This is a genomic window from Fibrobacter sp. UWH4 (assembly GCF_900142475.1).
In the GTDB taxonomy this organism is placed as follows: domain Bacteria; phylum Fibrobacterota; class Fibrobacteria; order Fibrobacterales; family Fibrobacteraceae; genus Fibrobacter.
The window spans coordinates 600750-626870 of the sequence record NZ_FRAY01000001.1; the positions used below are offsets into that span (position 1 = coordinate 600750).

General features: G+C 49.3%; 19 protein-coding genes. 8 read left to right on the forward strand and 11 right to left on the reverse strand.

What is annotated here, in order from left to right; genetic code table 11:
• The first annotated feature begins 5 nt into the window (after positions 1 to 5).
• Positions 6 to 608 carry a hypothetical protein gene (locus BUA93_RS02395; RefSeq protein WP_072977083.1) on the forward strand — a complete coding sequence of 201 codons (603 nt, stop codon included), beginning with the start codon at positions 6 to 8 and terminating at the stop codon, positions 606 to 608.
• 469 nt (positions 609 to 1077) lie between these two features.
• Here the strand turns inward: BUA93_RS02395 and tsaE are convergent, their stop codons facing one another.
• Positions 1078 to 1485: a tRNA (adenosine(37)-N6)-threonylcarbamoyltransferase complex ATPase subunit type 1 TsaE gene (gene tsaE, locus BUA93_RS02400; protein WP_072977085.1), complete on the reverse strand. Its 408-nt coding sequence runs from the start codon at positions 1483 to 1485 to the stop codon at positions 1078 to 1080.
• Positions 1486 to 1583: 98 nt separating this feature from the next.
• Entirely contained in the window at positions 1584 to 2723 is a 1140-nt protein-coding gene (nspC, locus tag BUA93_RS02405; protein ID WP_072977087.1) for a carboxynorspermidine decarboxylase, read from the reverse strand.
• Positions 2724 to 2792: 69 nt separating this feature from the next.
• Here nspC and BUA93_RS02410 point away from each other — a divergent pair, with 69 nt between their 5' ends.
• Genes BUA93_RS02410 through BUA93_RS02420 form a run of 3 tightly spaced genes read left to right on the forward strand, consistent with a single transcriptional unit; the run spans position 2793 to position 5423 of the window.
• Positions 2793 to 3710 (forward strand): hypothetical protein, encoded by a 918-nt coding sequence (locus tag BUA93_RS02410; protein ID WP_139257682.1) that lies wholly within the window; start codon positions 2793 to 2795, stop codon positions 3708 to 3710.
• A gap of 52 nt (positions 3711 to 3762) precedes the next feature.
• The gene (locus BUA93_RS02415; RefSeq protein ID WP_254793811.1) at positions 3763 to 4692 is read left to right on the forward strand and encodes a FecCD family ABC transporter permease; all 930 of its coding nucleotides are present in this window, start codon (positions 3763 to 3765) and stop codon (positions 4690 to 4692) included.
• Positions 4689 to 5423 (forward strand): ABC transporter ATP-binding protein, encoded by a 735-nt coding sequence (locus BUA93_RS02420; RefSeq protein ID WP_139257684.1) that lies wholly within the window; start codon positions 4689 to 4691, stop codon positions 5421 to 5423. The genes BUA93_RS02415 and BUA93_RS02420 overlap by 4 nt, the downstream gene beginning before the upstream one ends.
• A gap of 19 nt (positions 5424 to 5442) precedes the next feature.
• Here BUA93_RS02420 and BUA93_RS02425 read toward each other — a convergent pair whose 3' ends face one another.
• The 3 genes from BUA93_RS02425 to rho form a co-directional block, all read right to left on the reverse strand.
• Complete coding sequence (locus BUA93_RS02425; protein WP_072977090.1) at positions 5443 to 6798, reverse strand: sigma-54 interaction domain-containing protein; 1356 nt, start codon at positions 6796 to 6798, stop codon at positions 5443 to 5445.
• A 74-nt stretch (positions 6799 to 6872) separates the two neighbouring features.
• Complete coding sequence (gene proC, locus BUA93_RS02430; RefSeq protein ID WP_072977092.1) at positions 6873 to 7679, reverse strand: pyrroline-5-carboxylate reductase; 807 nt, start codon at positions 7677 to 7679, stop codon at positions 6873 to 6875.
• 15 nt (positions 7680 to 7694) lie between these two features.
• Positions 7695 to 9686 (reverse strand): transcription termination factor Rho, encoded by a 1992-nt coding sequence (rho, locus tag BUA93_RS02435; protein WP_254793812.1) that lies wholly within the window; start codon positions 9684 to 9686, stop codon positions 7695 to 7697.
• Positions 9687 to 9977: 291 nt separating this feature from the next.
• Here rho and folK point away from each other — a divergent pair, with 291 nt between their 5' ends.
• The 3 genes from folK to panC are packed head-to-tail and all read left to right on the forward strand — an operon-like array spanning position 9978 to position 11990.
• Positions 9978 to 10487 (forward strand): 2-amino-4-hydroxy-6-hydroxymethyldihydropteridine diphosphokinase, encoded by a 510-nt coding sequence (gene folK / locus BUA93_RS02440; protein ID WP_072977273.1) that lies wholly within the window; start codon positions 9978 to 9980, stop codon positions 10485 to 10487.
• A gap of 1 nt (position 10488) precedes the next feature.
• Positions 10489 to 11139: a deoxynucleoside kinase gene (locus tag BUA93_RS02445; protein WP_072977093.1), complete on the forward strand. Its 651-nt coding sequence runs from the start codon at positions 10489 to 10491 to the stop codon at positions 11137 to 11139.
• Positions 11139 to 11990, forward strand: coding sequence for a pantoate--beta-alanine ligase (gene panC, locus BUA93_RS02450; RefSeq protein WP_072977095.1), 852 nt, complete (start codon positions 11139 to 11141; stop codon positions 11988 to 11990). The genes BUA93_RS02445 and panC overlap by 1 nt, the downstream gene beginning before the upstream one ends.
• A 60-nt stretch (positions 11991 to 12050) precedes the next feature.
• Here the strand turns inward: panC and BUA93_RS02455 are convergent, their stop codons facing one another.
• Positions 12051 to 15179: a CHASE2 domain-containing protein gene (locus tag BUA93_RS02455; protein WP_072977097.1), complete on the reverse strand. Its 3129-nt coding sequence runs from the start codon at positions 15177 to 15179 to the stop codon at positions 12051 to 12053.
• A 426-nt stretch (positions 15180 to 15605) separates the two neighbouring features.
• On the opposite strand from BUA93_RS02455, the gene BUA93_RS02460 reads away from it, so the two are divergent.
• Entirely contained in the window at positions 15606 to 18434 is a 2829-nt protein-coding gene (locus BUA93_RS02460; RefSeq protein ID WP_254793813.1) for a DNA translocase FtsK, read from the forward strand.
• A gap of 14 nt (positions 18435 to 18448) precedes the next feature.
• Here BUA93_RS02460 and BUA93_RS02465 read toward each other — a convergent pair whose 3' ends face one another.
• The 5 genes from BUA93_RS02465 to BUA93_RS02485 are packed head-to-tail and all read right to left on the reverse strand — an operon-like array spanning position 18449 to position 26119.
• Positions 18449 to 19909, reverse strand: a complete 1461-nt coding sequence (locus BUA93_RS02465; protein ID WP_072977100.1) for a PP2C family protein-serine/threonine phosphatase — start codon at positions 19907 to 19909, stop codon at positions 18449 to 18451.
• 2 nt (positions 19910 to 19911) lie between these two features.
• Positions 19912 to 21633 carry an MATE family efflux transporter gene (locus BUA93_RS02470; RefSeq protein WP_072977102.1) on the reverse strand — a complete coding sequence of 574 codons (1722 nt, stop codon included), beginning with the start codon at positions 21631 to 21633 and terminating at the stop codon, positions 19912 to 19914.
• A gap of 41 nt (positions 21634 to 21674) precedes the next feature.
• Positions 21675 to 24686 (reverse strand): amino acid adenylation domain-containing protein, encoded by a 3012-nt coding sequence (locus tag BUA93_RS02475; protein ID WP_072977103.1) that lies wholly within the window; start codon positions 24684 to 24686, stop codon positions 21675 to 21677.
• The gene (locus tag BUA93_RS02480) at positions 24686 to 25819 is read right to left on the reverse strand and encodes a PLP-dependent aminotransferase family protein (RefSeq protein ID WP_072977105.1); all 1134 of its coding nucleotides are present in this window, start codon (positions 25817 to 25819) and stop codon (positions 24686 to 24688) included. Before BUA93_RS02480 ends, BUA93_RS02475 begins: the two co-directional genes overlap by 1 nt.
• Positions 25820 to 26119, reverse strand: coding sequence for an STAS domain-containing protein (locus tag BUA93_RS02485; RefSeq protein ID WP_072977107.1), 300 nt, complete (start codon positions 26117 to 26119; stop codon positions 25820 to 25822). It abuts the gene before it with no gap.
• Positions 26120 to 26121: the final 2 nt, after the last annotated feature.

Genomic DNA, 26121 nt, shown 5'->3' on the forward strand with positions numbered 1-26121 from the left:
AGAAAATGTTCAGTTTCTTGAATGGAAAGAGTCCCTTTGACGAAGCCGAAGAACGCCTGGAAGCAGGCGACACCGTCAACGGAAAACCGAGACTTCCCAGCGGCCCGATCATGGGCTGGCAGGATGGCGTGTTCCTCCTGGTCATTGTCGGCCTGATTGTGGGCGGTTATCAGTATTACCAGCATGTGAAACGCAGCTGCGCCGAAACGTTCGCCCAGTGCGATTCTCTGTATGTCGCCGCGACCGCAGATGCGACGAAGTTTGCCGAAGTGGAAGCCTGCTACGAGTCCACCTGGGACCTGGCTTTCGTTAGCGATACTCTGGAAGTGCTCCGCCAGAACCGCCTCGGCGAAATCGAGGATATGCGCAACGTTCAGAAGGACTTGCTCGCAAATGCAAATGATGCTCTCGACAAGGGCGATACCGCTGCTGCCGCCAAGATCGTGACGGAATACAAGGGTGCTATGCTCCTGTATACCGGCGACAAGAGCGAATGGGACGAAATCGTGAAAATCTCGGAAATCCAGGCCGCGAAGGATGCCGCTAAGGCCTCTGCGGTCGCTGCTGAACCGGCTAATTCCGCTGCCGACTCTAGCGCGGCAAAGTAGTTCTCAGAAACTTTAAAACGCAAATTTTATTGCAAATGAAGACGCAAAGCCGTTCCCTAAAGGAACGGCTTTTGTGTATAGCTCCGTTTTTGGGACGAAGACGTGCTTGTGCCTAGATTTTGTTCCGTTTTGGGGCTGTTTTTGAGTGTTTTTTGGCGAAGTGTACCTATAAAAGTGTTGCTTAGGACAATTTATAGGTAGGAAACGGCTTGCAAATTGCGCCTGTTTTGAATATATACCTATAAACAGGGGTTATTTGTTTGTTTTATAGGTGCTTAATTGTTTAATTTGTATGCAAGTACAGCGAAAGTTGAAAAAATATACCTATAAAGAGTCCGTTTTCGATTTGTTTATAGGTACGATTGCAAAGAGCGCTTTTTTTGTTACCTATAAACAAGGTGCTTTATGCCGGCTTATAGGTACACGCCGGCCTTGCTGCAGATACTTGCAGCCCCAATGGCATGGAATTTTAAAGTGTAGTGACTTCGATTTCCCTCTCGGTTTCCGAGAGGATTTTTATTTCAACCTTATGCGTGAGGCCGGGGTCGTTGTCTTCGAGGCGTTCGGGCCATTCGATCAGGCTGATCCCCTTTTCGAGGTAGTCGGGGTCGAGGCCGACCTCGTTCAGGTCGGCGCCGCCGTCTAGGCGGTAAAGGTCGAAGTGAAAAATCGGCGGGTTGTTCGGGTATTCGTGCAGGATGGTATAGGTGGGGGAGCAGACGGATCCCGTGAAACCGAGACCTTTGCAGACCCCGCGACTGATGACCGTCTTGCCTGCGCCCAGGTTCCCGTAAAGAGCCACCTTGTCGCCCGGCTTCAGGCTACGCCCGAATTCAACCGCCCAGTTATAAGTTTCTTTTTCCGACTTAAAAATCATAATGCAATTAAAAATTCATTGATCATTATTCTCGAAATCTGAATTTTCTTAGTTCTAAGCTCTAAGATTTGAATTCCGAATTCTGAAATCCGAATTAATTACAGCTTCTCCTTGAACTGCTCGTAGGTGAACTTGTGGAGCAAATGGAATTTGCCCTGTTCGTCGAACTTGCCGATGCTCGGGTGGCGTACACCGTTAAAGAATGTGGTCTTGACCATTGTATAATGGATCATGTCTTTGAAGATAATCTTGTCGCCTACCTTGAGTGGCTCGTCGAAGGAAAAGTCTCCGAGCTGGTCGCCTGCGAGGCAAGAATTGCCTGCGAGTTTGTATGTAAATTTCTTTTCTCCAGGCATTCCCGCGCCAATCACTTCTGGGCGGTATGGCATTTCCAAGCAGTCCGGCATGTGCGCGCTGATCGACACGTTCAGGATGGCAATGTCCATTTCGTTGTGAACAATGTCTCCGACTGAGGAAACCAGTTCGCCTGTCTGCCAGCCGACAGCTTCGCCCGGTTCCATGATGACGGTCAGGTGCGGGTAGCGGCTATGGAATTCTGTTAGGATGCGCACGAGCTCTTCGCGATGGTAATCCTTGCGGGTGATGTGGTGACCGCCGCCGAAGTTCACCCATTTCATTTGGGGCAGGTACTTGCCGAAATGTTGTTCGAAAGCTTTGAGCACGCCCTCCAGTGCGTCGGCGTCCTGTTCGCAGAGGGCGTGGAAGTGCAGCCCTTCGATGCCGTCCAAGAGTTCCGGTTTGAACTCTGCTTCGGTGACTCCGAGTCTCGAAAACTTGCCGCACGGGTTGTACAGGTCGGTTTCTACGGTCGAGAACTGCGGGTTCACGCGGATTCCTGCGCTTACTCCTGCGGCGAGAGTCTTGTCTTTGAATCGCTGCCACTGGCTAAAGCTGTTGAAGGTGATATGTCCCGCGCAAGACAGGATCTGGTCGATTTCGTCGTCTTCGTAGACGGGGGCGAATACGTGGACTTCCTTGCCCATTTCTTCCTTGGCGAGCCTCGCCTCGTTCAGGCTGGAGGCTGTTGCGCCAGCAAGGTATTCGCGGATGAGCGGGAAGGATCGCCAAAAGCTGTAACCTTTTAACGCACAAATTATTTTTACATTCCCTCGCTTTTGGATATCGTCCAAAATTTCCATATTACGGCGGAGTCTTGCCTCGTCCAGGACAAAACAGGGGGAGGGAACTTGGGTATAATCGAGCTTTTTTTCGAACATAGCCCAAAGATAGCCTTTTTTTATCCTTTTTCCTACTTTTTTTAATATGCTTTAACTACATTTAAGTCGATGAGAGATTTCATGTACAAGCATATCCTTATTTCGTTTTTGTCCCTGGCGTTCGTAGGAATGCCTTTCGCTCAGACTGCAGCATCTGCTGCTAAGCCTGCTCCCGCTGCTCAGACCGCGCCTGCCGCTCCGGCCAAGACCGTAGCCCCGACGCAACCGTCTGCTACTGCAGCGACTGTCTCTTCTTCGACGTCCCAGGCTCCAGCCAATGCCGCCGCGCGGCCCGCAAACCTTGCGAAGGTGGAATCTCAGGTGGTTGCCGCTCCCCGCGGTGCGACTGCAACGCTCGACGAAATGATCCAGGCGAAGCTCGATTCCATGAACAGGGTTGCCGCTCCGACGGGCCCCCGCAATAGCGACAGTGTCGCCAAGGTTCAGGCCGATAGCGTCCGCAAGCAGATCCAGAGCGGCAAGTACGTCCAGCGTGTGCGTTACGACAAGAGCAACTTCGACCACTGGAATATCGATACGGTCCTCCAGAAGAGGATGAAGGAACAGGTCTTCGGCGTGTGGCGCACTCCGATTATCGCCCACGGCCACGCCTTCCGCGATGCAGAACTTCGTTTCGGCGCAAACGACACCCTCGTGGGTATTACCCGCACCTATTCCGATTCAGGCCGCTACCAGATGACCGGTGAATACACCTTCAAGGCCCGTTACCGTTTCGATAGCGATCAGACTCTCGTGAGCCGCGAAGTGTTCAAGGACCGTCAGGTGGTTCGCTGGGACTATATCACGTTCGAAATCAGCAAGGACTCCCTGCTCTACAACTTGAACAAGCTGGAATTCCGCGACTTGAACGATAACTGGCTCAACGCCCTGCAGGGCTTTGACAATATTCCTGCCGAAATCTACCTGCGCGACCCGAAGGGCTCCGCCGAAATGAAGCAGGAAGCTGAAAAGAACAAGAAGAAATAAGGCGCTCGTGATCGGGGGACGAAATACGTTTCGAATCCTCACGGGATTTGCCTTGTTGCTTCTGCTTTCGGCAACACTCTCTTATTTGACATTGTTTTCAGGGACGGTCGGACTGTCGTGGTCCGACGTTTTTTATGGGGACGGTTCTGTCCTGAACCGTATCTTTTGGGATTTGCGCGTGCCCCGACTGGTGGCGGCGGTCCTAGCCGGTATTTCGCTTGCGGTGTCGGGACTTTCGTTGCAGACCTTATTCAGGAACCCGCTTGCGGGGCCGTTCGTGCTAGGCATCAGTAGCGGCGCAAGTCTGGGGGTCGCCCTTTCGCTGTTGGCCGGATTTAGCTTCGGACATTTCGGGGTGCTTACTTCGGCGGCGGCGGGTGCTTTTGCGGTGACGTTCCTGGTGATGCTGGTGTCGAACCGCTTCCGGAGCTCGACTGTGCTTTTGATCGTGGGACTTCTGGTCGGTTATTTTATTGACGCCCTGGTGAATCTGCTGATTGTCGGGAGCGATGCGGAAGCGCTCAAGGTATTTGTGTCTTGGGGCATGGGTAGTTTTTGCCGGTTGACCTTTGACGGCATCTGGATTTTTGCGATAGCGGTCACCGTAGGGTGCGTGCTGATTGGTGTCTCGATCCGCTACTTGAACGCGATCCGTATGGGTGAAGATTTTGCGAAGGGCTTGGGCGTGAATGTGCGTCTTTACAAGAACCTGGTCTTGTTCGGGGCCTCGCTCCTGGCAGCTTCGTCGACCGCTTTTTGTGGACCGGTTGCCTTTGTGGGAATTGCCGTTCCGCACTTGGCGTTTATGTTGTTCAAAACGGGAAACCACCGCTTGCTTTTGCCGGGTTCTGCCTTGTGCGGCGCTGTTCTTTGCCTTGCGGCTGGGCTCTTCACGATGGTTCCCTTGAATGCCATATTGAGCTTGGTCGGTGTACCTGTGGTGCTGCTGGTCATTACTCGCGGTAGAGGGGCGCGCGGATGAGCCTGCTTGCTTGTGAAAATCTGGTGTTCGGCTATGCCTCCCGATCTGAAAAGAAATCTGGGCTTGTCGACGCATTTGACTTCAACTTGGAAGCCGGTGAGGTGGTTGCCCTGATGGGGGCGAACGGATCGGGCAAAAGTACGTTCCTCAAGACGTTATCCGGGTTTATTCCGCCCCTTGCCGGTAAGGTAAGCCTGTGCGAGAAAACTCAATGGACGTCCCGCGAGCGGGCGCGATTAGTGGCGCTTGTCCGTATGGGACGCATGAACGGTGCTTTTTTTGACCGCATGACGGTGCGGGAGTTTGTTGGGCTTGGCCGCACGCCCTATGCGGGAGTCTTTGATGGGCATAGTGCCGAAGACGAACGCGTCGTTGACGAGTCCCTGGAACTACTGGACCTGAAGGATTTTGCAAACCGCTGGATGTCCGAGTTGAGCGACGGCGAATGTAGTCGCGTTTACCTGGCGATGGCGGTGGCGCAGCAGGTAAAGGTGCTGTTGCTCGATGAACCGAATGCGTTTTTGGATATTCCCCGAAGTCGAAAACTTTTTGTAATGCTGCGGACCTTGGCTAGGGAGCGCGGCATGGGAATTCTTGTGTCAACCCATTCCGTGGAGTATGCCGAACGGTATTGCGACCGGATTATGGTCATTGAAAATGGCCTCGCGCGTTGCGAGGCGGCCGGTGAGGCCCGCGTGAAGGGACTTCTGGACTGGACGGAAAAGTTTTGATTCTCCGATTCCAGGCGACTTAGTATCTGGTAATTTCTTTAATGTCCACGCCTAGGTGATTAAGGCGGTTATAGAGGGCGGTGCGGAAGAGTCCCAGCTTTTGTGCTGCCTCGCGGACAGATCCGTTACATTCGCGGATTTTCTGGATGAGAAATTTCCGTTCCTGCTCCAGTTGCATTTGGCGGAAATTTTCGTAATCGGAAAGCTCCTTGCCCGTCGAGGATTGCTCGGTGGCAGCGGATGTGGCTTGCTTGCTGGATGCTTTTGCCGTGGAATCGCCAATCTGGATGTCTTCGGGGCGGAGAGTGCCTGCGCTGGTGAAGCAGAGTGCGCGCTGGATGACATTTTCCAGTTCGCGGATATTTCCCGGCCAGTCGTATTCCTGTAGCTTGATTAGGGCTTCGGATGAAAGCGAATAATTTTCGCCTGCCGTCTGGTAAGTACGGATAAAGTAATTGGCCAGGTCTTCAATGTCTTCTTTGCGTTCGCGGAGCGGCGAAATCTGCACGGGAATCACGTTGAGGCGGTAGTACAGGTCTTCGCGGAAACGTTTTTCGGCAATTTCCTGTTGCAGGTCCCTGTTGGTTGCCGCGATGATGCGGACGTCAATATGCTTTGTCTTGTTCGCACCGAGGGGACGGATTTCCTTGCTCTGCAAAACGCGCAAGAGTTTGACCTGGGCGTGTAGCGGCATATCCCCGATTTCGTCGAGGAAGATGGCGCCGCCGTCGGCAGCCTCGAATAGGCCGATGCGCTCGTTTTGCGCTCCGGTAAAGGCTCCGCGGGTATGCCCGAAGAGCTCGCTTTCGAAAAGGTTATCCGGAATGGCGCTGCAGTTGACCGTGACGAATTTGTCGTAGACGCAGGCGACCGCCTGCGCAATCAGTTCCTTGCCGACACCCGTTTCACCTTGGATAAGTACGGGACCCGTATGTACGATTGCCCGCTCGACAGTCTTGCGGAGATTCTGCATGGCGGGACTTTTTCCGACTAGGTGACTCATGCGTTCGCGGAAAATCTTTCGGGCGTTATGAATTTCCTTGAGCTTCGCGATTCGCGACATCAGGTGGAGCTTCAGGGATTCCACCGAAAGGACGCTGTCGTAAAGCTTGTTTGAAATTTCGCTGAACCGTTCAGGGTTCTCGGCATAAACGAGAATCAGCGTGTCCGGAGACTTTTCGCGGAAGGTGGTCAGGGTTTCCAGGTTGGATTCTGGAAAGGAATCCAGATCCCAGATGATTAGAGCGACTTGCGGAATGGCGTTCGCTGCGGGAGCATCGTGGAAAAAGTCCAACTGATAGTCTACCGAAGAAAAGACGTCCTGGATGAACGAGGACGTTGCATTTTCTTTTGCGTATAGACTGATGGTCGCCATATATTCAATTCAGAATTCGGAATTATGAATTCGGAGTTGAATCAAATTCTGAATTCCGAAATCCGAATTCTGAACTATTTTCCCAGTTCCTTGCTGCGGTCGGTTCCTGCGACAACAGCCTTGATGAGCGTGCTGCGGAAGGCTCCTTCTTCGAGGGCATTGATGCCTGCAATGGTGGTACCTGCGGGGGAGCAGACCATGGCGCAGAGGTCGCTGGGGCTCTTGCCGGACTGCTTCACGAGTTCAACGCTACCTTCGATGGTGCCAAGCGCAAGCTTGAGTGCCACATCGCGGGTGAGGCCAGCCTTCACGCCACCGCGGGTGAGGCCTTCGATGAATTCGAAAACGTAAGCGGGTGCACTGCCCGAAAGACCGGTGACGGCATCCATCAGGGATTCTGCAACGCGGCAGGTCACGCCGATGTTGCCGAAAATCTTTTCGGCGATGGCGAGCGTTTCTTCGGTCACGCCGTCGGTAGCGAGGCCCACGGAACCCTTGCCGACGGTAAGCGGCAAGTTCGGCATCACGCGGAGAATCTGATTCTTTTCGCCGAGGACTTCGATGAGGGCCTTGCGGGTGACGCCGGCCATGATGCTCACGAAGGTCTTCGACGCTTTTTCGGCTGCTGCAGCGGCCTTCCATTCGGCGGAAACCAGCTTGAAAATCTGCGGCTTCACACAAAGGAAGGTGACATCGGCCTTGTTGATGCCTTCGGCAAAACTTGCCACACGCACGCAACCGAGGGCGGTGACTTCGGCGGCTGCCTTATCGGAGGGGTCAAAGAAGAAAATGGTAGAAGGATTGGTGCCGGCCTTCAAAAGTCCGCGGAGAATTGCTCCGCCCATGTTGCCGGTGCCTGCGAAAAAGATTTTTTCTGACATAGAATGTTCCTTTTGTTAACGGAGGCTGTCCTTGGCCTTCTTTAAAAATTCGAGCAATTCGGCATTGGTCTTGTTTTGCTTCATCATCTTGATGAGTTTGTCCATAATGCCGTTTTCAGTATCGTTCTGGGCGCCCTGACGGAATTTCCAAATAATATCCTGCTCGTAAAGGGAGAGCAAACGGTCTTCTTTACGGGTGCCGGACTTGAAAATATCAATGGCGGGCCAGGTGCGCTTTTCGGCCAGGCGGCGGTCAAGCACCAGTTCCATGTTACCCGTGCCCTTGAATTCTTCGAAAATCACTTCGTCCATGCGGCTGCCCGTTTCAATCAGGGCGGTGCCGATAATGGTGAGGGAACCGTTCTTCTGGATGATTTCGCGGACCGGTTCGCCAGTAATGGTGTGAACGACCTGTCCGTTAGAATCCTTTTGGAAGTCTCCGAGTTTGTCGGCAATCTTACGGGCTGCACCGAAGAATTTTTTCGGGAACTGCATGGCGTTCGCGTCCACACCGCCCGAAAGGATCTTGCCGGAGTGCGGAATCACCACGTTGTTTGCGCGGGCAAAACGGGTAATGGAATCGAGCAAGACAACCACGTCCTTCTGCTGCTCCACGAGGCGCTTGGCTTTTTCGAGCACCATGGTGGCTACGCGGGCGTGATGGTCAGGCGGTTCATCGAAGGTGGATGCCACCACTTCGGCGCGCAGGTTCGGGTTTGCTTCGACCAGTTTGCCGATGATTTCACGCATTTCGGTCACTTCTTCAGGACGTTCGTCAATCAGAAGTACGATGATGATGATTTCGGGGTGGTTCTTGGCAATCGCGCGAGTCATGTTCTGCAACAGGATCGTCTTACCGGTACGCGGAGGTGCGAGAATAATACTGCGCTGACCCTTACCGATGGGGGAGAACAAGTCCATGACGCGGGTGCTTAATTCTTCGGGATCCCATTCCAGCTGAATCTTTTCGTTCGGGTGAATCGGGGTTAAGTATTCAAAAGCAACGCGACGCTTGATTTTTTCGGGATCTTCAAAATTTACTTTGTCTACACGGCGGAGTGCGTAGTACTTGTCGTTCTGGTCGCGCGGCGGACGGGCGAGACCGGCAACGGTATCGCCGATTTTGAGTCCGAGCTTGCGGATCAGGTTCTGGCTTACGTAAACGTCGTCCGGTCCCTGCTGGTAGTTGAATTCGGTGTTGCGCAGGAATCCGTGGCCTTGCGGGGTGACTTCCAGGAGGCCTTCGGCGTAAACGATGTTGTTCTCGTTTTCGAGGCTCTGCAACAAGAGACCCAGGGACTGCTTGCGGTAACGCCTAAAGTCAAGATTTTCCTTTTGCGCGGCGAGTTCCTGCAAGTCGCTCATGGTCATCTTGCGGTACTTGCTCCAGCATTCACGAGCCTTGTTCCAGGCTTCGGAGTCCGGTTCGGGGAGCGGAGTCGTGTCTTCTTCTTCGGGCTGGAATCTCTGATTCTGTCGGTTGTTCTTGTCGAAACGGCGGTTGTTCTTGTTGTTGAACTTGTTGAACTGGCGGTTCTGCTGGTTCTGGAACTTCTGCTGGCCGTTCCCCTGGTCGCCCTGGCTTGCATCGGCCGCGATGCCCTGATTTTCGGTGGCTCCGTTGTTCTGGTCTTCGCCCTGGTTTTCGGCGGGCATGCTGGCTTGATTTTCGACGGGCGCGTTCTGGATGTTTGCTTCGGAGGGAGCGGTTTCGTTGGTGTTTTTAATTTCTGTCGTGACGGGTTCTACAGGGGCGTTGTCCGTAATAATCATTTCTTCGCCTGTAGCGACTGCTTCTTGCTCAGGAATCTTCTTGATTTTCTTCGGTTTCTTTTCGTCGTTGCCTTCTGCCTTGGCGGTCTTGGTCGAGGGCCTGCCGCGCTTGGGCTTTGCGACTTCGGCGGGAGCTAGTTCGATGTTACCCTGCACTTCTGCCGGAACATCGATGCCGGTGGATTCTTGATCTGCAAGATGAGTTTCTTTAAGATTCTTTTTTGTTGGAGCCACGATAGTGTCCTATAGGTTTAATACAATAATGAATGATTTTGTATGGATAATATTTATAATGAAATTGTGCCCAAAGTCGAGTTGCTAGAAATGACTAATAGGGGCTAGTGTTGTTCTACTTTGCGTAGCAGGATACAAGATAATTAAAAAAAAGTATTTTGTCATAAGAAACCTCATTTTTTTCATAAAAATTTTTTTCATGAGATTTTTGGGGGCTCTTTTCGTGTTTTTAACAGTTGAAAAGCTCTTTTTTGACAGAAAAGTGAAAATTTGAATATCTATATTTGCGACGTGGATTCCTTAGAAAGAGTTTTCATAGCCCTGGGCAGCAATCTCCCTGACCGATACAAGCATCTTGGCGAAGGCCGCGAAATGCTTCGCCGGATTTCGGCGGGTGGCTGGATGGAAAGCCCGATTTACGAAACACCTCCGGTAGGACCGGCAGGCCAGGGACCCTATTTTAACCAGGTCGTCAGTTTCTGGTATTCGGGAAATTCCACCAAGTTGCTCCATTACCTGAAAGGTTCAGAATTTATTTTGGGGCGCAAGCCGCGTGGCCATTGGAATTCTCGTGAAATTGATCTGGACTTGCTTTATTTTGGTAAGGAAGTTCGGCAAGGGCGTCCAAATCTGCCCCACCCCCAGATAGTGAGCCGTCAGTTCGTGCTTGTTCCGTTGAACGACATTGCTCCCGACTGGGAAGATCCGCAAACGGGACTTAAGGTCAAGGATCTGCTATCTGGCCTGTTGCAAAAAGAAGAAAAGATTCCGTTCCGCGTCGTAACCTCGGAGGAACCCTGATATGCTGAGAGAAAAGGGCGTTCATTTTTTGGCCATCGAAGGCGCTATCGGCGTGGGGAAGACTTCCCTTGCCAAGATTATTGCCGAGCGCTGGAATGCGATGTTCATCGAGGAAAATTTCGAGGAAAACCCGTTCCTTGAAAAGTTCTACCAGAACAAGCAGGCCTACGCTTTCCAGACGCAGCTCTTTTTCTTGCTCGACCGCCTCAAGCAGTTGCAGCACTCCGCCTTGCAGAGCGACCTTTTCCATGACCTCTTGGTGAGTGATTTTACTTACGACAAGGACCAGATTTTTGCGGCCCAGAATTTGTCCGAAAGTGAATACGCCATGTACGACCAGGTGGCGAAGGCCTTGAACCACGATATTCCGAGACCGGATCTGGTAGTTTACTTGCAGGCGTCTGTCCCGACGTTGCTGAAGCGAATTCACGGACGTGGACGAACCATGGAAAAGACTATTGAAGGGTCTTACCTGAGTGGCCTTATGGATCGTTTTGACCGCCATTTTTGGAATTATCCTTATGCGCCGGTGTTGATCATCAATACCGACAATATTGATTTTGTACACAACGAAAACCACCTGCAACTGGTGCTGGATGCGATTGCGTCCTGTCCCAAGCAGACGACCTACTTTGTTCCAGAAGGTAAATAATGCAAATCGTAACGACTGTTGATTCCCTGCGTCAAATCCTCAAACCGCTTTCTAAGGAAGGCAAGGTTATCGGGCTTGTTCCCACGATGGGTGCCCTGCACGATGGCCATGGGGCCCTTATCAAGGAATCCGTCAAGGACTGCGATATCACGGTGGTGAGCGTGTTCTTGAATCCGATCCAGTTCGGCAAGAACGAGGATTTGGACAAGTACCCGAAGCGCCTGGAAGCGGATGCCAAGTTCGCCGGTTCTCTCGGAGCCGACTATGTGTTCGCCCCGAGCGTGCAGGAGATGTATCCTGATGGTGACCCGCTGACGCTTGTTCGCGATGAGACCTTGGAGAGCCTGTATTGTGGCGCATACCGTCCGGGCCATTTCCGCGGCGTGCTCACGGTGGTGTCCAAGCTGTTCCTGATTTCGGGCTGTAACCACGCCTACTTTGGCGAAAAGGATTATCAGCAGGTATTCCTGATTGAACGTATGGTGAAGGACCTGAATTTTGACTTGCAGATTCACCGCGTGAAGTTGGTGCGCGAAGATTCCGGTCTTGCCCTTTCTAGCCGCAACGAATACTTGAGCGAAGACGAACGTAACCGCGCCCTGGGCATTTATGGTGGCTTGAAGCAGGCGAAGGCCGCCTACGAGGCGGGCGAACGCAGCGTTTCCAAGATTCGTGATATCGTGCTGAAGTCTATCCTTGCCGCTCGCGGCATCGTGCAGTTCGTGGAAGTCGTCAACCAGAAGGACTTGCAGAAGTTCTCCGGGATGCTCGCTCCCGAAGACAAGGTAGTTATCTTGGTGGCCGCCTTCTTCGGAAAGACTCGCCTGATCGACAATATCGAGTTGAACTAGAACTTAGTCCGCTACGCTCTTAGAACATAGATCTAAGAGCTAAGTTCTAAGCACTATCAACTATTTCTCTGTAGCGGTGAATACACCGTCCCATACCTCGCCTTCTGCAACAGGCGGGGTTATTTTGTATGCCTCGCAGCGCTTGATATAGATGTGCGACGGGGTTGTCTTGCTGCCCGGATCGCGGTCGGGGTGGTGCGGCTCGATTTCGAGGCATTGCTTGAAAAGTTCGATGGCATCATCCCATTGCATGTTCAGGTAACAGGCGCGGGCCTTTTCCCAAATGCCGACCAGTTCGGTCAGGCTGGCTTCGTTTTCGCAACCGGTCTTGTTCAGAAGTTCAAATGTCTTTACCGGCTGGCTCTTGCCTATCACGCGGATGGTATCGAGAGAACGGTAGATGAACCGTCCCGGTTCCAGGTGCTTTTGCGTATCTTCGCTAATCTGGATGTAGGCGCCGTACTGCTTTGCCGCACTTTCGAGACGTGCGGCGAGGTTCACTGCATCGCCCATCATGGTGTAGTTCTTGCGCATGGTGGAGCCCATGTTTCCGGTCACGATGTCGCCCGAGTTGATACCGATGCGCATGTGCATATCGTGAACGACTTTCGGCCATTTGTTGCCTTCGCTAGCCCATTTTTTTCGGAGGTCCAGCAGCTTGTTCTGCATGTCCACGGCGGAGTCGCAGGCGCTCTGGGCGTGGTTAGGTAATGGCATCGGTGCACCGAAGAACGCGATGATGGCGTCACCTTCGTACTTGTCGAGCGTTCCCTTGTTTGCAAGCAGGGTGTCGGTCATGGCGGTTAAATATTCGTTCAACAGTTCAACCAACTTACTCGGGTCGCCGATTTTTTCGGAGAAAGTCGAGAAACTGGCGATGTCGGTAAAGTAGGCGGTAATGTTCGATTTTTCGCCACCCAGGGTGGGCATAATTTCGTTATCCACCATGGCGTCGATCAGTTCAGGAGAAATGTATTGCTTGAAGGCGTTGTTGATGAAGCTCTTTTCTTTGTTTTCGAAATAGAACTGTACCACCAGAGCTGTGATGTTGGTCAGCAGCATGGCGAGAACCTGCTTGGATACGCCGATATAGAGGCCGTTCTGGAAATATTTGTAGGCGACCATCACGTAGGCAGCCATCAGGATGACCGATATGGCGACCGAAAAGTAGCTTCGGAAATAGAGCCCGAGGAAAAGGCTAATCAGGGCGAGCAGGATGACGATAATCCGCTGGTAGTTTTCAGCCAAAGTGACGATGTAGTCGTCTTCAAGGATGTTCTTGATGATGGTGGCGTGGATCAGCACGGCAGGGTAGTTTTCTTCGCTGGGAACGGGCACAAAGTCGAAGAGGGCCGCCGCGGCGGAACCGAGAATAAAGATTTTTCCTTGCTCGGTCCTGGATTCGCCCGAGGCGACGTCTTTGTAGGATAGGTGCTGGAAAGTGCGGCGGGAATCGGCGACATTGTATCGGCCCTTGAAATTAACCTGATAGCGTCCGAATTGATCAATCGGAATTCTTTTGGCGGGGCCGAAACGGAGTTCTTCGCCGGGCTTGAGGTTCGTGATTTTTTCTTCGTCTGTAGCCTGAATGTCGCGGATGACGGCGTCGGAGAGGATGACCTGGTTTGATTTCCAGCGCCTTAACTGCTTGTCATAGTTGATGTCCATGTCGAGTGACAGGTAGACGGACTTGCCGTTAGGAATTCTTTTGATGGAATCGGCAAAAAGCTGGAGCGTGCTGACGGTGTAGCGGCTGATGTTGATGAGGTCGTAGTCTTCTTCTTCTTCCTCGTCCTCTTCACCTTCGTCGTCACTTACGCTATCCGGGTCGCGGATTGAAATGACGAAATAATCCTTGTCGTCTTCGTCCTCGTCGAATTCCAGTTTGGCGAGCTTGTTGAGAATGACGGGCTTATCCTCTTCGACGGAATCCAGGGTGGCTTCCGTAATGTTCATAATCAGTCTGGACTGCTCGATGTCGAGGGGACGCGGATTGTTGCCGATTTTCAGGGTGATCTGTCCCAGGGAATCTTTTTGAACGATAATGCGGAATGAAACGTCGATGAATGTCTTGCTTGCTGTTTTTTCAATTTTCTTTTCGGAAAGTTTTTTCTTGAGTGCAGTGAACATGGGGTAGCTAAAATTCGGGTAAGTCGTGTGGAAGGTTCCCGCGGAGTCCCTGTAGATACCGAAAGGCTTGCCGACATCTATATATTGCCCCATCTTGATTTTAACGTTCTCGGGTTTCTGGTGGAATAGGTGCAAGATGGTCATCAGGGACATGGTCGTATAGATGTGACTGGAATCGATATGCCCGACTTCAAGCAGGGTTGTGTCCTTGGTAGGGGGGATGTCTGTATTCGGGAAACGGTAGAACATGGACACCTTGCGCACGATACCGTCGTTGTCCGGGTAGGCGTTCACGGAACCGAGACCGGCACCTGCCTGGGCGAGTTCCGGGAAGATGTTATCGAGAAGGTCCTTGGGCTCGATATTTTCGGGCTTGTCGACTTGGCTGCTATTGAAGGTGGATCCGAGGCCGATTTCCTGGGCGCGCATTTCGCCGCTCAGCTTGCGCCATTGCGATTCGTGCTTGTATCCCTTCGCGTCGCCGAACACATCGCAGACGATGGTGTGGCCGCTTTCCTTGATAGCGGAGACGAGCATGGAGTCGTAGTTGTAGTTGGCGAGAATTTCGGGGTAGGTGGAATCCCACGGGGTGTCCGGGGCGATATTTCCGAGAACCTGCAGCACCTGGTCCGCTTTTTTCTTGCCGAAGTCGGCGGTCTTGAAAACGATATCAAAACTGATTGCAGCCGCGTTGCTCTTGCTCAGGTTCTTGATGACGTTGGCGTGGACGTCGCGGTCCCATTCGTTAAAGGGGCCTAGAGTTTCTAGGGAGGGCTCGTCGATGTCAACAATGAAAATGTTGGGGTCGTTCTTGTTCGATGCGTTTTTTTCGACAATGGTAATCTTTTCGTTCAGGGCCACATCGCTGTCGTCAACATAGGTGGCACCCTTGAAAAACAAGTCGTAAAAGAGGTTCTCAAGGGCTTCGCTACTGTTTCTGGAGTTCCCGACGATATCGTTTTGAGTACTTCCGAAAATAAGGATGGCAACGACTATGATAGTCGAAGCGGTAAAACCGGCAATGACCTTCTTTAGCTTCTTGGAAATCTTCGCTTGCATAAGAAAAAGATAATAATATGTTGTTATACAAAATTTTGAGGCAAAACGATAAATAAATAGATAGGGACAATGGAAAAATAAGGCATAGTGGCATAACTCGTTGACAGTCAATGTGTTACGGTATATTTTGCGATGCCGGTGAGCCAAATATTTTTAGAAGAACTATATTTAAAAGGTAATTGCGGAGGCATTTTGGCTACACAAAAGAAATCGACGTCGAAAAAAGCGGGAAAGTCTTCTAAATCGAAAAAGGTTTTAACTCCGAATTCGGATACTCAGGGCTTTGGTTCCATTATCGGGGGCTGGGCGCTTGTCGCGTTTGGCTTGTTTTTGGCATTGGGGTGTTTCTGTTCCGTGTATAGTGGTGAATCAGGAGGTTTTCTGGGGCCATATCTCGGAAAAATGTTTCCCAATGGGCTTGCTTATATGCTTGGCCGTGTAGCGTCCGTCGTTGCGGCGGGTGCCATGGTGCTTTGGGGCTTGTCCCTTATTTCGTCTAGTCGACGCTTTACATTCATCCGCTATGCCGTTGGCCTCTCGCTGTTGACGGTCAATTTCTCGTTTCTTTTTGCCATCCGCAACTATGGCCAGGTGAAGGTGCCCAGGGCCGAACTGATGCAGAACGGGGGCGTGGTGGGGCAGTTCCTGAACCAGTTCGTGGCGGCTCCCGTGTTCGGAAAGGAATCGTTCCTGATGCCGCTAGGCATTTCTCTCTTTTTGGTGGTGCTGGTGTTGGTGCTTGCTTTTGGATTGCGTCCGAGGCATTTTAAGTTTATCGTGCAGGCAACGGCTTGGCTGAAGTCGGTGTTCAAGAAAAGGGAGCCTATCGAGGGTGAAATTGTAGAACCTGTCGAAAGTACGCGTTCCGGTCGATATGCCCAGGTGCGGACGAATATGGACTTGCCGGGAGCAGGGCTCCCCCGAGGCGTTTACATGGACGACAATACGGTGAATATCAAACCGGATGGTTTCAATATTCGTCGAAAGAACAAAGTGTCTCCGTTTAGTGGACGCAACAGCTGGATGGATGACGAATTCAGCTTGAACGGCTCGATGAATGAAATTCCCAATGTTCCGGATGAAGTGCTGCAGACCATGACGCCGCACCAGGTGAAAGAGGTGGTTCAGCCGCAGCCAGAACCTACGAACAACGTGGCGGGCGAGTACAACTTGGACGAAGACCCTGAAATCCGCAGGCTCGAAGATTATCTGCGCCAGAACGGCGGCAAGATGAACGCTCTTGAAATCGTGGAAGTCAAGGAAAAAATTGCGGCCCTCAAGCGCGCCCGTGACTTGATTGCTTGGGAAAAGGATCACCTCGGCCGTATGCAGGTAAAGGGCGATGTGCGTCGCGATGGTTCTCCGGTGACGGGTTCTATGGCGACGCGCACGGTGGCTGCAGGTGCGATGCCGACCGGAACGATGCCTGCTGCAAAGGGTGTAACGCAAAGATCCATGACACAGGTCCCGGCAGATGACCGCACGGTGATGGCGGGCGAGCCGACTCGCGGAAATGTGAATGCCGAGGATTTGCTGGGTGGCGACGGCGCCAAAACAATCGGTGCGGCAGCCTCTGATGACGAAACGTTTGTGCCCGAAGTTTACGGTGCCGATGACGTGGGCGAGGTCCCTGAAATGTTGGACGATCAGTTCCCTGAGCTTGCCGAAGGGGGTGATGGATCGATTGGGAATGTGCCGAGCGGTACATCAACAGCGGGAATGAAGGCCTCTCCGATTCCGCAGCGTGACCCGACCACGGTTTACGACGAATACAAGGTGCCTGCCATTAGTGACATTTTGGAAGAACATGAGCCGCAGACCGCCGATTATAGTGAAGAGGAATTGAATGCTATCGGCAAGATGCTTGAAGAAAAACTCGAAAACTTCAAGGTGAAGGGCCGCGTGATCGGTTGCGAAACGGGCCCGATGATTACTCGTTTCGAGGTGGAACCGGGCCCGGGCATGAAGGTGAGCCGGTTCTCTGCCTTGCAAGAAGACTTGGCGCTTCCACTCAAGGTTTCTTCGGTGCGTATTCTAGCCCCGATTCCGGGGAAGGCCGCCGTCGGTATCGAAATCCCGAACCGCAAATTCCAGACGGTGTACAGCCTCGATGTATTCCAGAGCGAAAAGTTCAAGCCCTCGCCCGAAAAGATTCTGGTGGCGCTCGGTAAGGACATTACCGGCGAAGCGTTCACGATGGACTTGGCCAAGGCCCCGCACTTGCTGATTGCAGGTCAGACGGGTTCCGGTAAGTCTGTGTGCATTAACGCCCTCATGGCCTCGATGCTTTTCAGTAAGACTCCTGACGAACTTCGCATGATTCTGGTGGACCCGAAGGCGGTGGAACTCAAGATGTACGAAAACATCCCGCACCTCTTGGCGCCTGTCATTACCAAGCCCGAAATTGCAATTCAGGCGTTGCAGTGGCTGTGCTATGAAATGGACCGCCGTACTGAAGTTTTGGCATCGGCGAAGGTGCGTAACATTGGCGGCTTTAACGCGAAGTTCGAAGCGGGCGAGTTGCCTGATGAAGTGCCCGAAGAAGACCGTAGTCACCGCATGGCGTTCATCGTGGTAATTATCGATGAAATGGCGGACCTCATGATGGTTGCCGGCAAGGAAATCGAAAAGAACGTGGCGCGCCTTGCCGCAAAGGCTCGTGCCGTGGGCATTCACCTGGTGCTTGCCACGCAGCGCCCTTCCGTCAAGGTGATTACGGGTATTATCAAGGCGAACTTGCCGACTCGTATCAGCTTCAAAGTGGCATCGCAGATTGACGCCCGCACGGTCATGGACCATGCCGGCGCCGAAAAGTTGCTTGGCCGCGGCGACATGCTTTACAAGGCTGTGAACGATCCGGAACCGGTTCGTGTTCACGGTGCATTCTTGAGTGACGAAGAAGCCGAAAAGCTTGCCGATGCCTGCTCCGACCAGAACGTATTCTACCCGCAGGTAGAATCGTTCGACGTCTCTGACGGCGAAGGCGACGAAGACGGCGAGGGCGGAGGCAAGGACTTGGGCAAACTCGACAAACTGCTCTATGAAGTAGCCGTTTGGGCGGTGGAATGCCGTGGGCTTTCGACCTCGGCGGTGCAACGCCACTTTAGCGTGGGATTCAGCCGAGCCGGTAAAATTGTGGACCAACTTTACAGCCTCGGCGTGTGTGGCCCTGCTAAGGGTAACTCGAAACCCCGCGCCATGCTGCTCGGAATCGAAGAAATCCAGAACATGGAACGCTCCGGAAAATTCGGGTAAGTTTGCGGCTTTGTCTACCTGAGAGAAATTGACAACATGGTAATGTCGTCGAATTGTTCGGCATCACCCACAAAAGCTTGCAGGTCTTCCTTGATCTGAGTCAAGAATGCTTTGCCGCCACGGACATCGGCCGAATTGAGTTTTTTCAGCAGTCTCTCTTCGCCGTAAAGTTCTCCTGAGTCGTTGTGTGCTTCGGTTAATCCGTCGGTATAGATTAAAAGGCTGTCGCCATCCTGTAATTGAATCTCGGATTCCTTGTACTGAGTGTCGTCCATGCCTGCAAGGAATAACCCATGCTTGTTCTTCAAAAATTCAAATTTTTTGCCCTTTCTTGCAAAACAGGGGGCGTTGTGGCCAGCATTGGTGAATTTTAAAATGCGTGTCTTGGTGTCTAGAATGCCAATCCATGCTGTGGCAAACATTTCTTCGGGGTTGTTTTCACACAGGATCCGGTTGACATCGGTAAAAATCTGCGCAGTCGATAGCTTCATCGAAGCATGGTCTTTGATCATCGTCTTCACGGTCATCGAGAAGAGGGCCGCGGGAACACCTTTGCCCGAAATATCGGCGATGACAAATGCAATATGCGTGCCGTCGATTTCAAAGAAATCGTAAAAGTCTCCGCCAACCTCCTTGGCGGTATCTATGGCCGCGTAGATGTTTACGTCGGGATGGTTGACAAAAGCTTTCTCTACGGAAGGAAGAGAACCTGTTTGAATGTTTGCTGCGAGGTTCAGGTCGGTTTCGACGGCCACTATTTTCTCACGATTCTTGACGAACCTATTTGTGTTCACGTTTGTTGTAAAGAAGGCGAGTGCGATGGCGGATGAAAGACCGGTTTCTAGATAATTTTCATCAAGTTCCAAGACGAATAGCTGAATAAACTCAATTCCTGCAATCAATAAGGAGGTTATCAAAATACACCGGCCGTAGAATTTCTTTTCTGCATTTGATTTTCTGCGTCGGATTAAGTAATAGAAGGACTGCAACAATGGTGAACCCGCGTACACGAAAGCAATCGGTACCAAGCAATAATCAAAGATTATGCCATATTGAATGTCCCCATGTTCGTCGATGGAGTATACTAGGCCGGTCCAAGGTGTCGTTAGACATAAAATAACGGTAAGAACGGTGGGTGCGACAAATAGTGCGTAGTGCAATTTTTTTGAACTCATCTTGATTTCAAATTGGTTCAACGAAAATCGCGTAAACATCGATGTTCCGAGCATCATTGCAATTGCAAAAACATAGGCACAAGCGTAGTTAAGAATCTTGTATGTAAGATTTCCATCTACAAAATGCCAGATTCCGTCAAAAGCGGATAAGACCGTTGCCGATACAAGCATGATGGAAAGTTTGTCCTTGAAACTCATCTTGTACAGCACGATGTTGTTGTACAACATGAATGCGGTTAGCAAGGTCGTGAAAACGGATATTTCGACAAATAGGGTTTCTGCAATTTCTTCATAGGTCATATTTAGGCCTCGAATTTTACCTTGAATGTGTTGCGGTTGTAACTCATGGTTGTGAGGTACATTTTGTTATTTTTCATTTTTTCCATATACCCCGAAACCATGAACTCGGTTATGGAACCAGCGATTACATCGTCGCTTGATAAGTCGAATAAAATGCCATCGTCCTTGGTGATAATCTGTATTCCATCTTCGCGAATAAAGACGGAACATTCCGCATAGGTAGTCGTGTTCCCGTTTTTCTCGTAAACAAGCATAAAAAGTTCTTCAATGAGCAATTTGACTTTGGCTATGATTTTTTTGTTGATACCGTTTTCCAGAAGGTATCGCTCTATCTGCTTTTGAACATCAATAATCAATTCCGGTTCCAGCTTGAGTTCGTAAAAACGGTAGTTTAGCCGTTTTTCTTTATCAGCAAGTAGTAAGGGGTAATTTTCTTTGCCGTATTTGATGCGGATAAATAGTGTCGAGACGATGTAGGCGAAAATACTCGAAAGGGCTATCCCGACAAAGAAACCGTAAATTCCAAACTTTTCGCCGAGAATGAATAGGAAGGGGGCGGCGACAATCACGTCGCGTAATCCGCAGAGAAAAGCTCCGAGAAAAATCTTGTCGATGAGCAGATAATACGAAGAGAGCAAGTAGAGAAGACTGGTTCCGGTGAGCCCAAGAGCAATAATGCGTGCCCCGTTGATGGCCTCCTCGGCGATTTCTGGATTCTCGATGCCATAAATTTTTACGATGAGCGGAGCCGCTGCCGCTATGATGACGGTCATTAAAACCCCTTCGACAACAGCCGCTTTCTGCGCGAGCCTGTAGCAATTTTTAATGCCGCGGTAGGATTCTTCGCCTAGATAGATGTTGATGAGGGGTGTAATGGCTTCGCCGATGCCGTCAAAAATAATCTGAAACTCTTTTGCAAAGAATATAACGGAGGCGATAATCAGCATTTCAGAACCGAATGCGAATGTGATGTATTTTTCGACAATCACTGCAAAGCAGGCGAAAAATAGATAGGTACTCGCATCAATCGTACTGTATTTCGCTATGTGAAAAATTTTTGCAATTGAAAAGTGAAATCCGATTTTTAGCGAGTTTCCTTTTTTGAATAAGTGGAGACTAGTCACTAAAAGTGCAAGTGCGGTACCGATAAACGAACCCAGGGCGATACCTTCGATACCTATGGATTTTGCCAAGACTGTGGAAAGGGCAATGTTGACAACTAGCTGTATGATGCCTGCGATTGTGCTAATCGTGTCGTCTCCATCTGAAAATACGGCTTCGCACATCAGTAGGAATAAAGGCAAAATCAGAATGGTTAGCTTGTACCAAAAGAAATACTGCTTGGCCTGTTCAAAAACAGCGGGGGTCGCTTCGAAAAAATGGAGATAGGTATCGCCCAACAGCGTAAAGGCTAAGAACAAGAGTACGCCTATGCTAACAGCAGCGGTCAATCCGACCCTGAAATACTGGGTTGCTTTCGCTTGATCAAATTCTCCCATGGCGCGGTTGTACAAGATAGGAACGCCAATCGAAAGGATTCCGCCAAAAAAGGCGGCTAGGGAATATGCGGGGGTTACAAGGCTGATGCCGGCGACGCTCGTTTCTCCTAAGACAAGGCCTGAAATCACGGAATCCGACAGCAACAGGATTGGAACGACAATCATGTAGACTGTTCCCGAAACCAGTAGCGAAAGAAACTTTTTAGACAGAAATGTCTTGCTCATTCATTTAAATATAATAATAGGTTGAAAAAATGGTAATTTGATTAGGTACTCATCAAAAGGGTCAAATTCTTTTTTAACAGTTCCGCATACTGTAACGCCTGTTTTGGAGTGTATAGATTTTCCGCATACTCGATAAACAGGGATAGTCCCGAAGGACTTTCGCGAACCTCTATTTCGAAAGGCATTGCTGCATTGCGGTTCAATCCCACTTCTTCGATTTGAACCTCCGACGGAATTAGGCTCAACAAGGCGTCTTCATGGCCATGTTTTTGGTAGATGATTTCCAAGGTGTATGTGTCCAGTTCGTCATTGTAGAAAATATCACCTAGGCATTCCGAATAGAAAATACCCTTTAGGATTTGTTCTGAAATCTCGGAAAGAATTTTTGAGGGAGAATCCGTTTTTTTAAGATCGATAAAGATGGGTAGATTTTCTTCGAAGCTGCCAATGGTTTCGAGGTACTTGCCTTCTTTTCGGTTGTCGTAAGTCCAGGTGTAGCAGATTTTCTTTTTTCTTGTCATCTCGGAGAGGGCTAGTATTGCCGCCGCAATAGAAAGTTCATTCCTGGATGTAGAACGTCTTTTTTCGGCTTGGTTCATTTGATCGAGGGAGATTCCTAAATCGTAATCCAAATAAGCGCTTCTCCCGAAAGATTTTGTATGGTCATATTCAAGTACGCTGCACCACTTGGAATCGCCCTTTAGGGATTCGTAATATCTTTTTGCCTCAGCATATTTTGTGGACTTCTTGGTGTTTTCTAGGTCTTGTAAGTACGAATAATAAAAGTCATCTCCTGATTTTTCTTGGTAATACTCGTTGAAGGTCTGTACGGCGAATATAAAACACGAGTAATAGTCTCCTAGAGAATGATGGACTTCCACAAAGAGGTACTTGTTTTTCTCTGTTACAATGACTTTGGTTCTATACAGATGTTCTCCGAATAAATTGAATGGACGCTCCGGCTTTTCTTTAAACTTGTTGAATTCTTTTTCGGAGGTGTGCCATAATTCTGTTTTTTTTATCAATTCAGGACGGTATGAGACGGAGTATTTTCCCGATTCATCTTTCGAAAAAACAGACATCATCATCGGATGCTTTTGAACCATCGTATCAACGGCTTCGCATATTTTTTTCTCGTCGTATTGATTTCCAAGTGTGACAACGTAAGAGAAGTTGTAAACGTAATTACTGCCGGATTTTTGTTCTTCTTCAGAGAGGAAAAATTCTTGCTCTGCCTTTATGTTGAATGTTTTTTTTCGGCATTGCTCTTCATATTTTTCGTTGTTGTCTAAGTTCTTGTTTAATTGTATTTTTTTTGCAATCCGTTCGATTGTCTTTCCGTAGTAAATGTCTGAAACGGTCAGCGTTAAATGATACTTTTCAATTTCGATGATTAGCTCAACGGCTGATATAGAGGATCCGCCTAGCTCAAAGAAATTATCCTCTTTAGTGGGGCCTTTTTTTAGATCAAGAACTTTTTTGACCGCTGAACATAGGATGTTCTCGATGCTAATTTCTGAAGAAATTTCGTTTAGATGCTTAAATGAAATTTCCATCATTTTTAGGCTTTGCTTATCGATTTTCCCGTGTTTATTTAAGGGCATCTTGTCAAGCATGACATAAACCGAGGGAATCATGTAAGGCGGAAGAAATTTTGATAGCTCACCCTTGATAGCCTTTGTAGATATGTCAGTGTTTGCAACAATGAATGCGACAAGGAAATTCTCTTTTTCGCTGGTCTTTAAAATAACGGAAGCTTGTTTAATGGCTTCGATTTTTAAGATGGATTGTTCTATTTCCTGGAGCTCAATTCGCTGTCCGTTTAACTTTACCATATCGTCGGTTCGACCGCAGATCACGATTTCTCCGCTATCGGTCCTATAGGCAAGATCTCCAGATTTGTATGTCCTTTCGCCTCTGTATTCTATAAAGCTCTTTGCCGTATCATCGGGGCGATTCAAGTATCCGCAAGAAAGCGTCTTGCCCTGTATTAAAAGTTCTCCTTTCTGGTTTGGTCCAAGTTCGTTTCCTTCTTCATCTACGATGAAGACTTTTGTCTGGTATGGAATTCCATTTGTGAAGGAACTTGTTGTATTTTGCAATACCTTGCACACGGCCATGGAGCAAGTTTCTGTCGTACCGTACCCATTGATGATTTTTACGGTAGGGAGTTTGCTGAAGATTTTCGTGGCATGCTCCGGAGAGAGCGGCTCTCCGCCCATGTAAAGGCCTATAATGCTTTCAAAATTTTCTTTGTCTGCCGCAGAAAGTAGAATTTCTATGAATGAAGGTATTCCAATTACGGAATCCAGTTGATACTTCTTGATCTGTTCCGAAAATTTTGTTAAATCTTTAAGCTCGTTTTCTTTGTTAAGATAAAATAGAGCACCTGCATAAATGCAATAAAAGAATCCTGTATAAAAAAGGATGAACGTGAATGGGGATATGTCGGCCAATCGATGAATTTGATATTGGGCAATGGCGATCCATTGTTCTGGAAAGAATTCTTCGTAAATGGCCCTGTGGTTAAGCGTGACCCCTTTGGGATTTCCTGTAGAACCTGAGGTGTAAATGCACATTGCCATGTCATCGGGGCTTACATGAACAACTTGTTTTTTTAAATGTTCTTTTTTCGCTTTGGCAAGGAGTTCTTCTGGTGTGAAAATCTTGCAAGAGCATTTGCCTATTTCTAGAAGTTCCGCCTTGATTTTTTCGGTTGTAATGATGGCTTTCGATTTGGAATCGCTAATGCTGTATGCAATTCTTTCTAGAGGCGTGTCAGGCGTAAGCGGGATAAAGGCCGCACCCGTTTTTAAAACGCCCATGATGGCGATATGAACAGAGAAGGATCTGTCCAATACAAGAGTGATGAAATCCCCTTGTCTGATTTCTGGGACCAGGGCGAAAAGCGATGCCGCCAAATAATCTGATTCCTGGTCAAGTTCCTTGTACGAAAGTTCCTTGTCTGCGCAGATAACGGCAATGGCGTCGGGCGTTTTTTGTGCGTGTTCGGTAAGTTTGTCTTGTACAGAGATAAATTTTTCTTTAGCCATTATGCATTCTCGATGAATTTGCCCATGTCGTCAAGAACTGAAATAAGTCCTTTTTCCAAATCCGTCTTGTTCAGGAGCAGGTTGATTCTAAAACAGAACTGTTTGCTTATGTCAAAACCGTGCATAATCCCCGGGAAAATCAAATATCCCTTTTCCTTGATTATTTTTTTTATGGCGAAAATAAAATTTTCGGTTCCTATACACCCGTCAAGAAAGATCATGGCGTAATGACCGGATATATCAGGTGACACATGAGCGAAATGGTAATTTGCTAGAATCTGATGAACTCGTTTGTAATTATCGCTCCAAAATTGATTGTAAAAACGAAGGCATTCGTCGTAATTTTGGGAGATGAAGTGGCGTGCTCCCAATTCACTTAGATAATTTAGGGAGCCTCCGTAACAATCTTTGAGCCTATCAATTTCGTCAGTGAACTTTTTATGTGTGACAATGACAGAAAATTTAATCCCCTGAATTCCTAGAGCCTTATGTGGGCTATAGATATAAATTAATTTTTTTTGAATTCCTAGTGTTCTTGAAAGTTCCTTCCCGTTTACGCATAAGGCCTCGTCTAATATAACCCATTTTCCTGCATCTAGAAGTTCTTGAATGCCGTTTATGACATTTTGATTGAAATAAACGCTTGTCGAGTTGATGGGGGAGGTGAACCAGAATGCTTCGCAGTCCGAATTTATAAGGGGGCCGATATCAAAATTTTGATTGAAGTCGGGAATGAATTCGTTAAAAACGTGGTAGGCGACTCTTAAATCGTCTAGGCAGGTCTGTGCCGTAAAGTATGCTGGCGCAATGATTCCTGTTTTTAAATTTCTTTGTGAAAGGAATACTGCGATTGTTACAATCGAATGGGTGCTTTGCGAAAAGGCAAAACTTTGGGATTCATAGAAATCTTCGCTAGAAAAGCCTAATTTGTTTGCGATGCTTTTCTTGATGGATTCAGGAAGATAATATCGATAGTCAAAAATATCCTGTCCGGATTCGTATTTGAGGATATCTTTGAGTTTTGCCTTGTATTCGAAGCCGGAATTCCAGTAAGATAGATTTACAGACTGCGTTTCTTTTGACAGGGCTTTTGATGCCTTGTCAAGTTCCATTTCTATTTCGTAGTTGGTCATTTAAATTAAACCGAATACGGCGTCGAGTCCAGTTGCGTCTAGGACTTCCTTGAAGTTTTCGCCGATATTGATGAGCTGCATGTTTCCCTGTTTCTTTTTTAAGGTCTTGAATGTTGAAAGTAAGACTCGGATTCCTGCCGAGGATACATAATCGCATTCTTTAAAATCCATAATTAGCGAATTTATCCGTTCGATGTGCGCTGCAATTTCGGCTGCAAGTTTGGGCGAGGTGAGTGTGTTCAGCTCGCCAGAAAGAGCGATTGTCATTTCTGTATCATTCAAAGCAGTTCTAAGTTCCATTC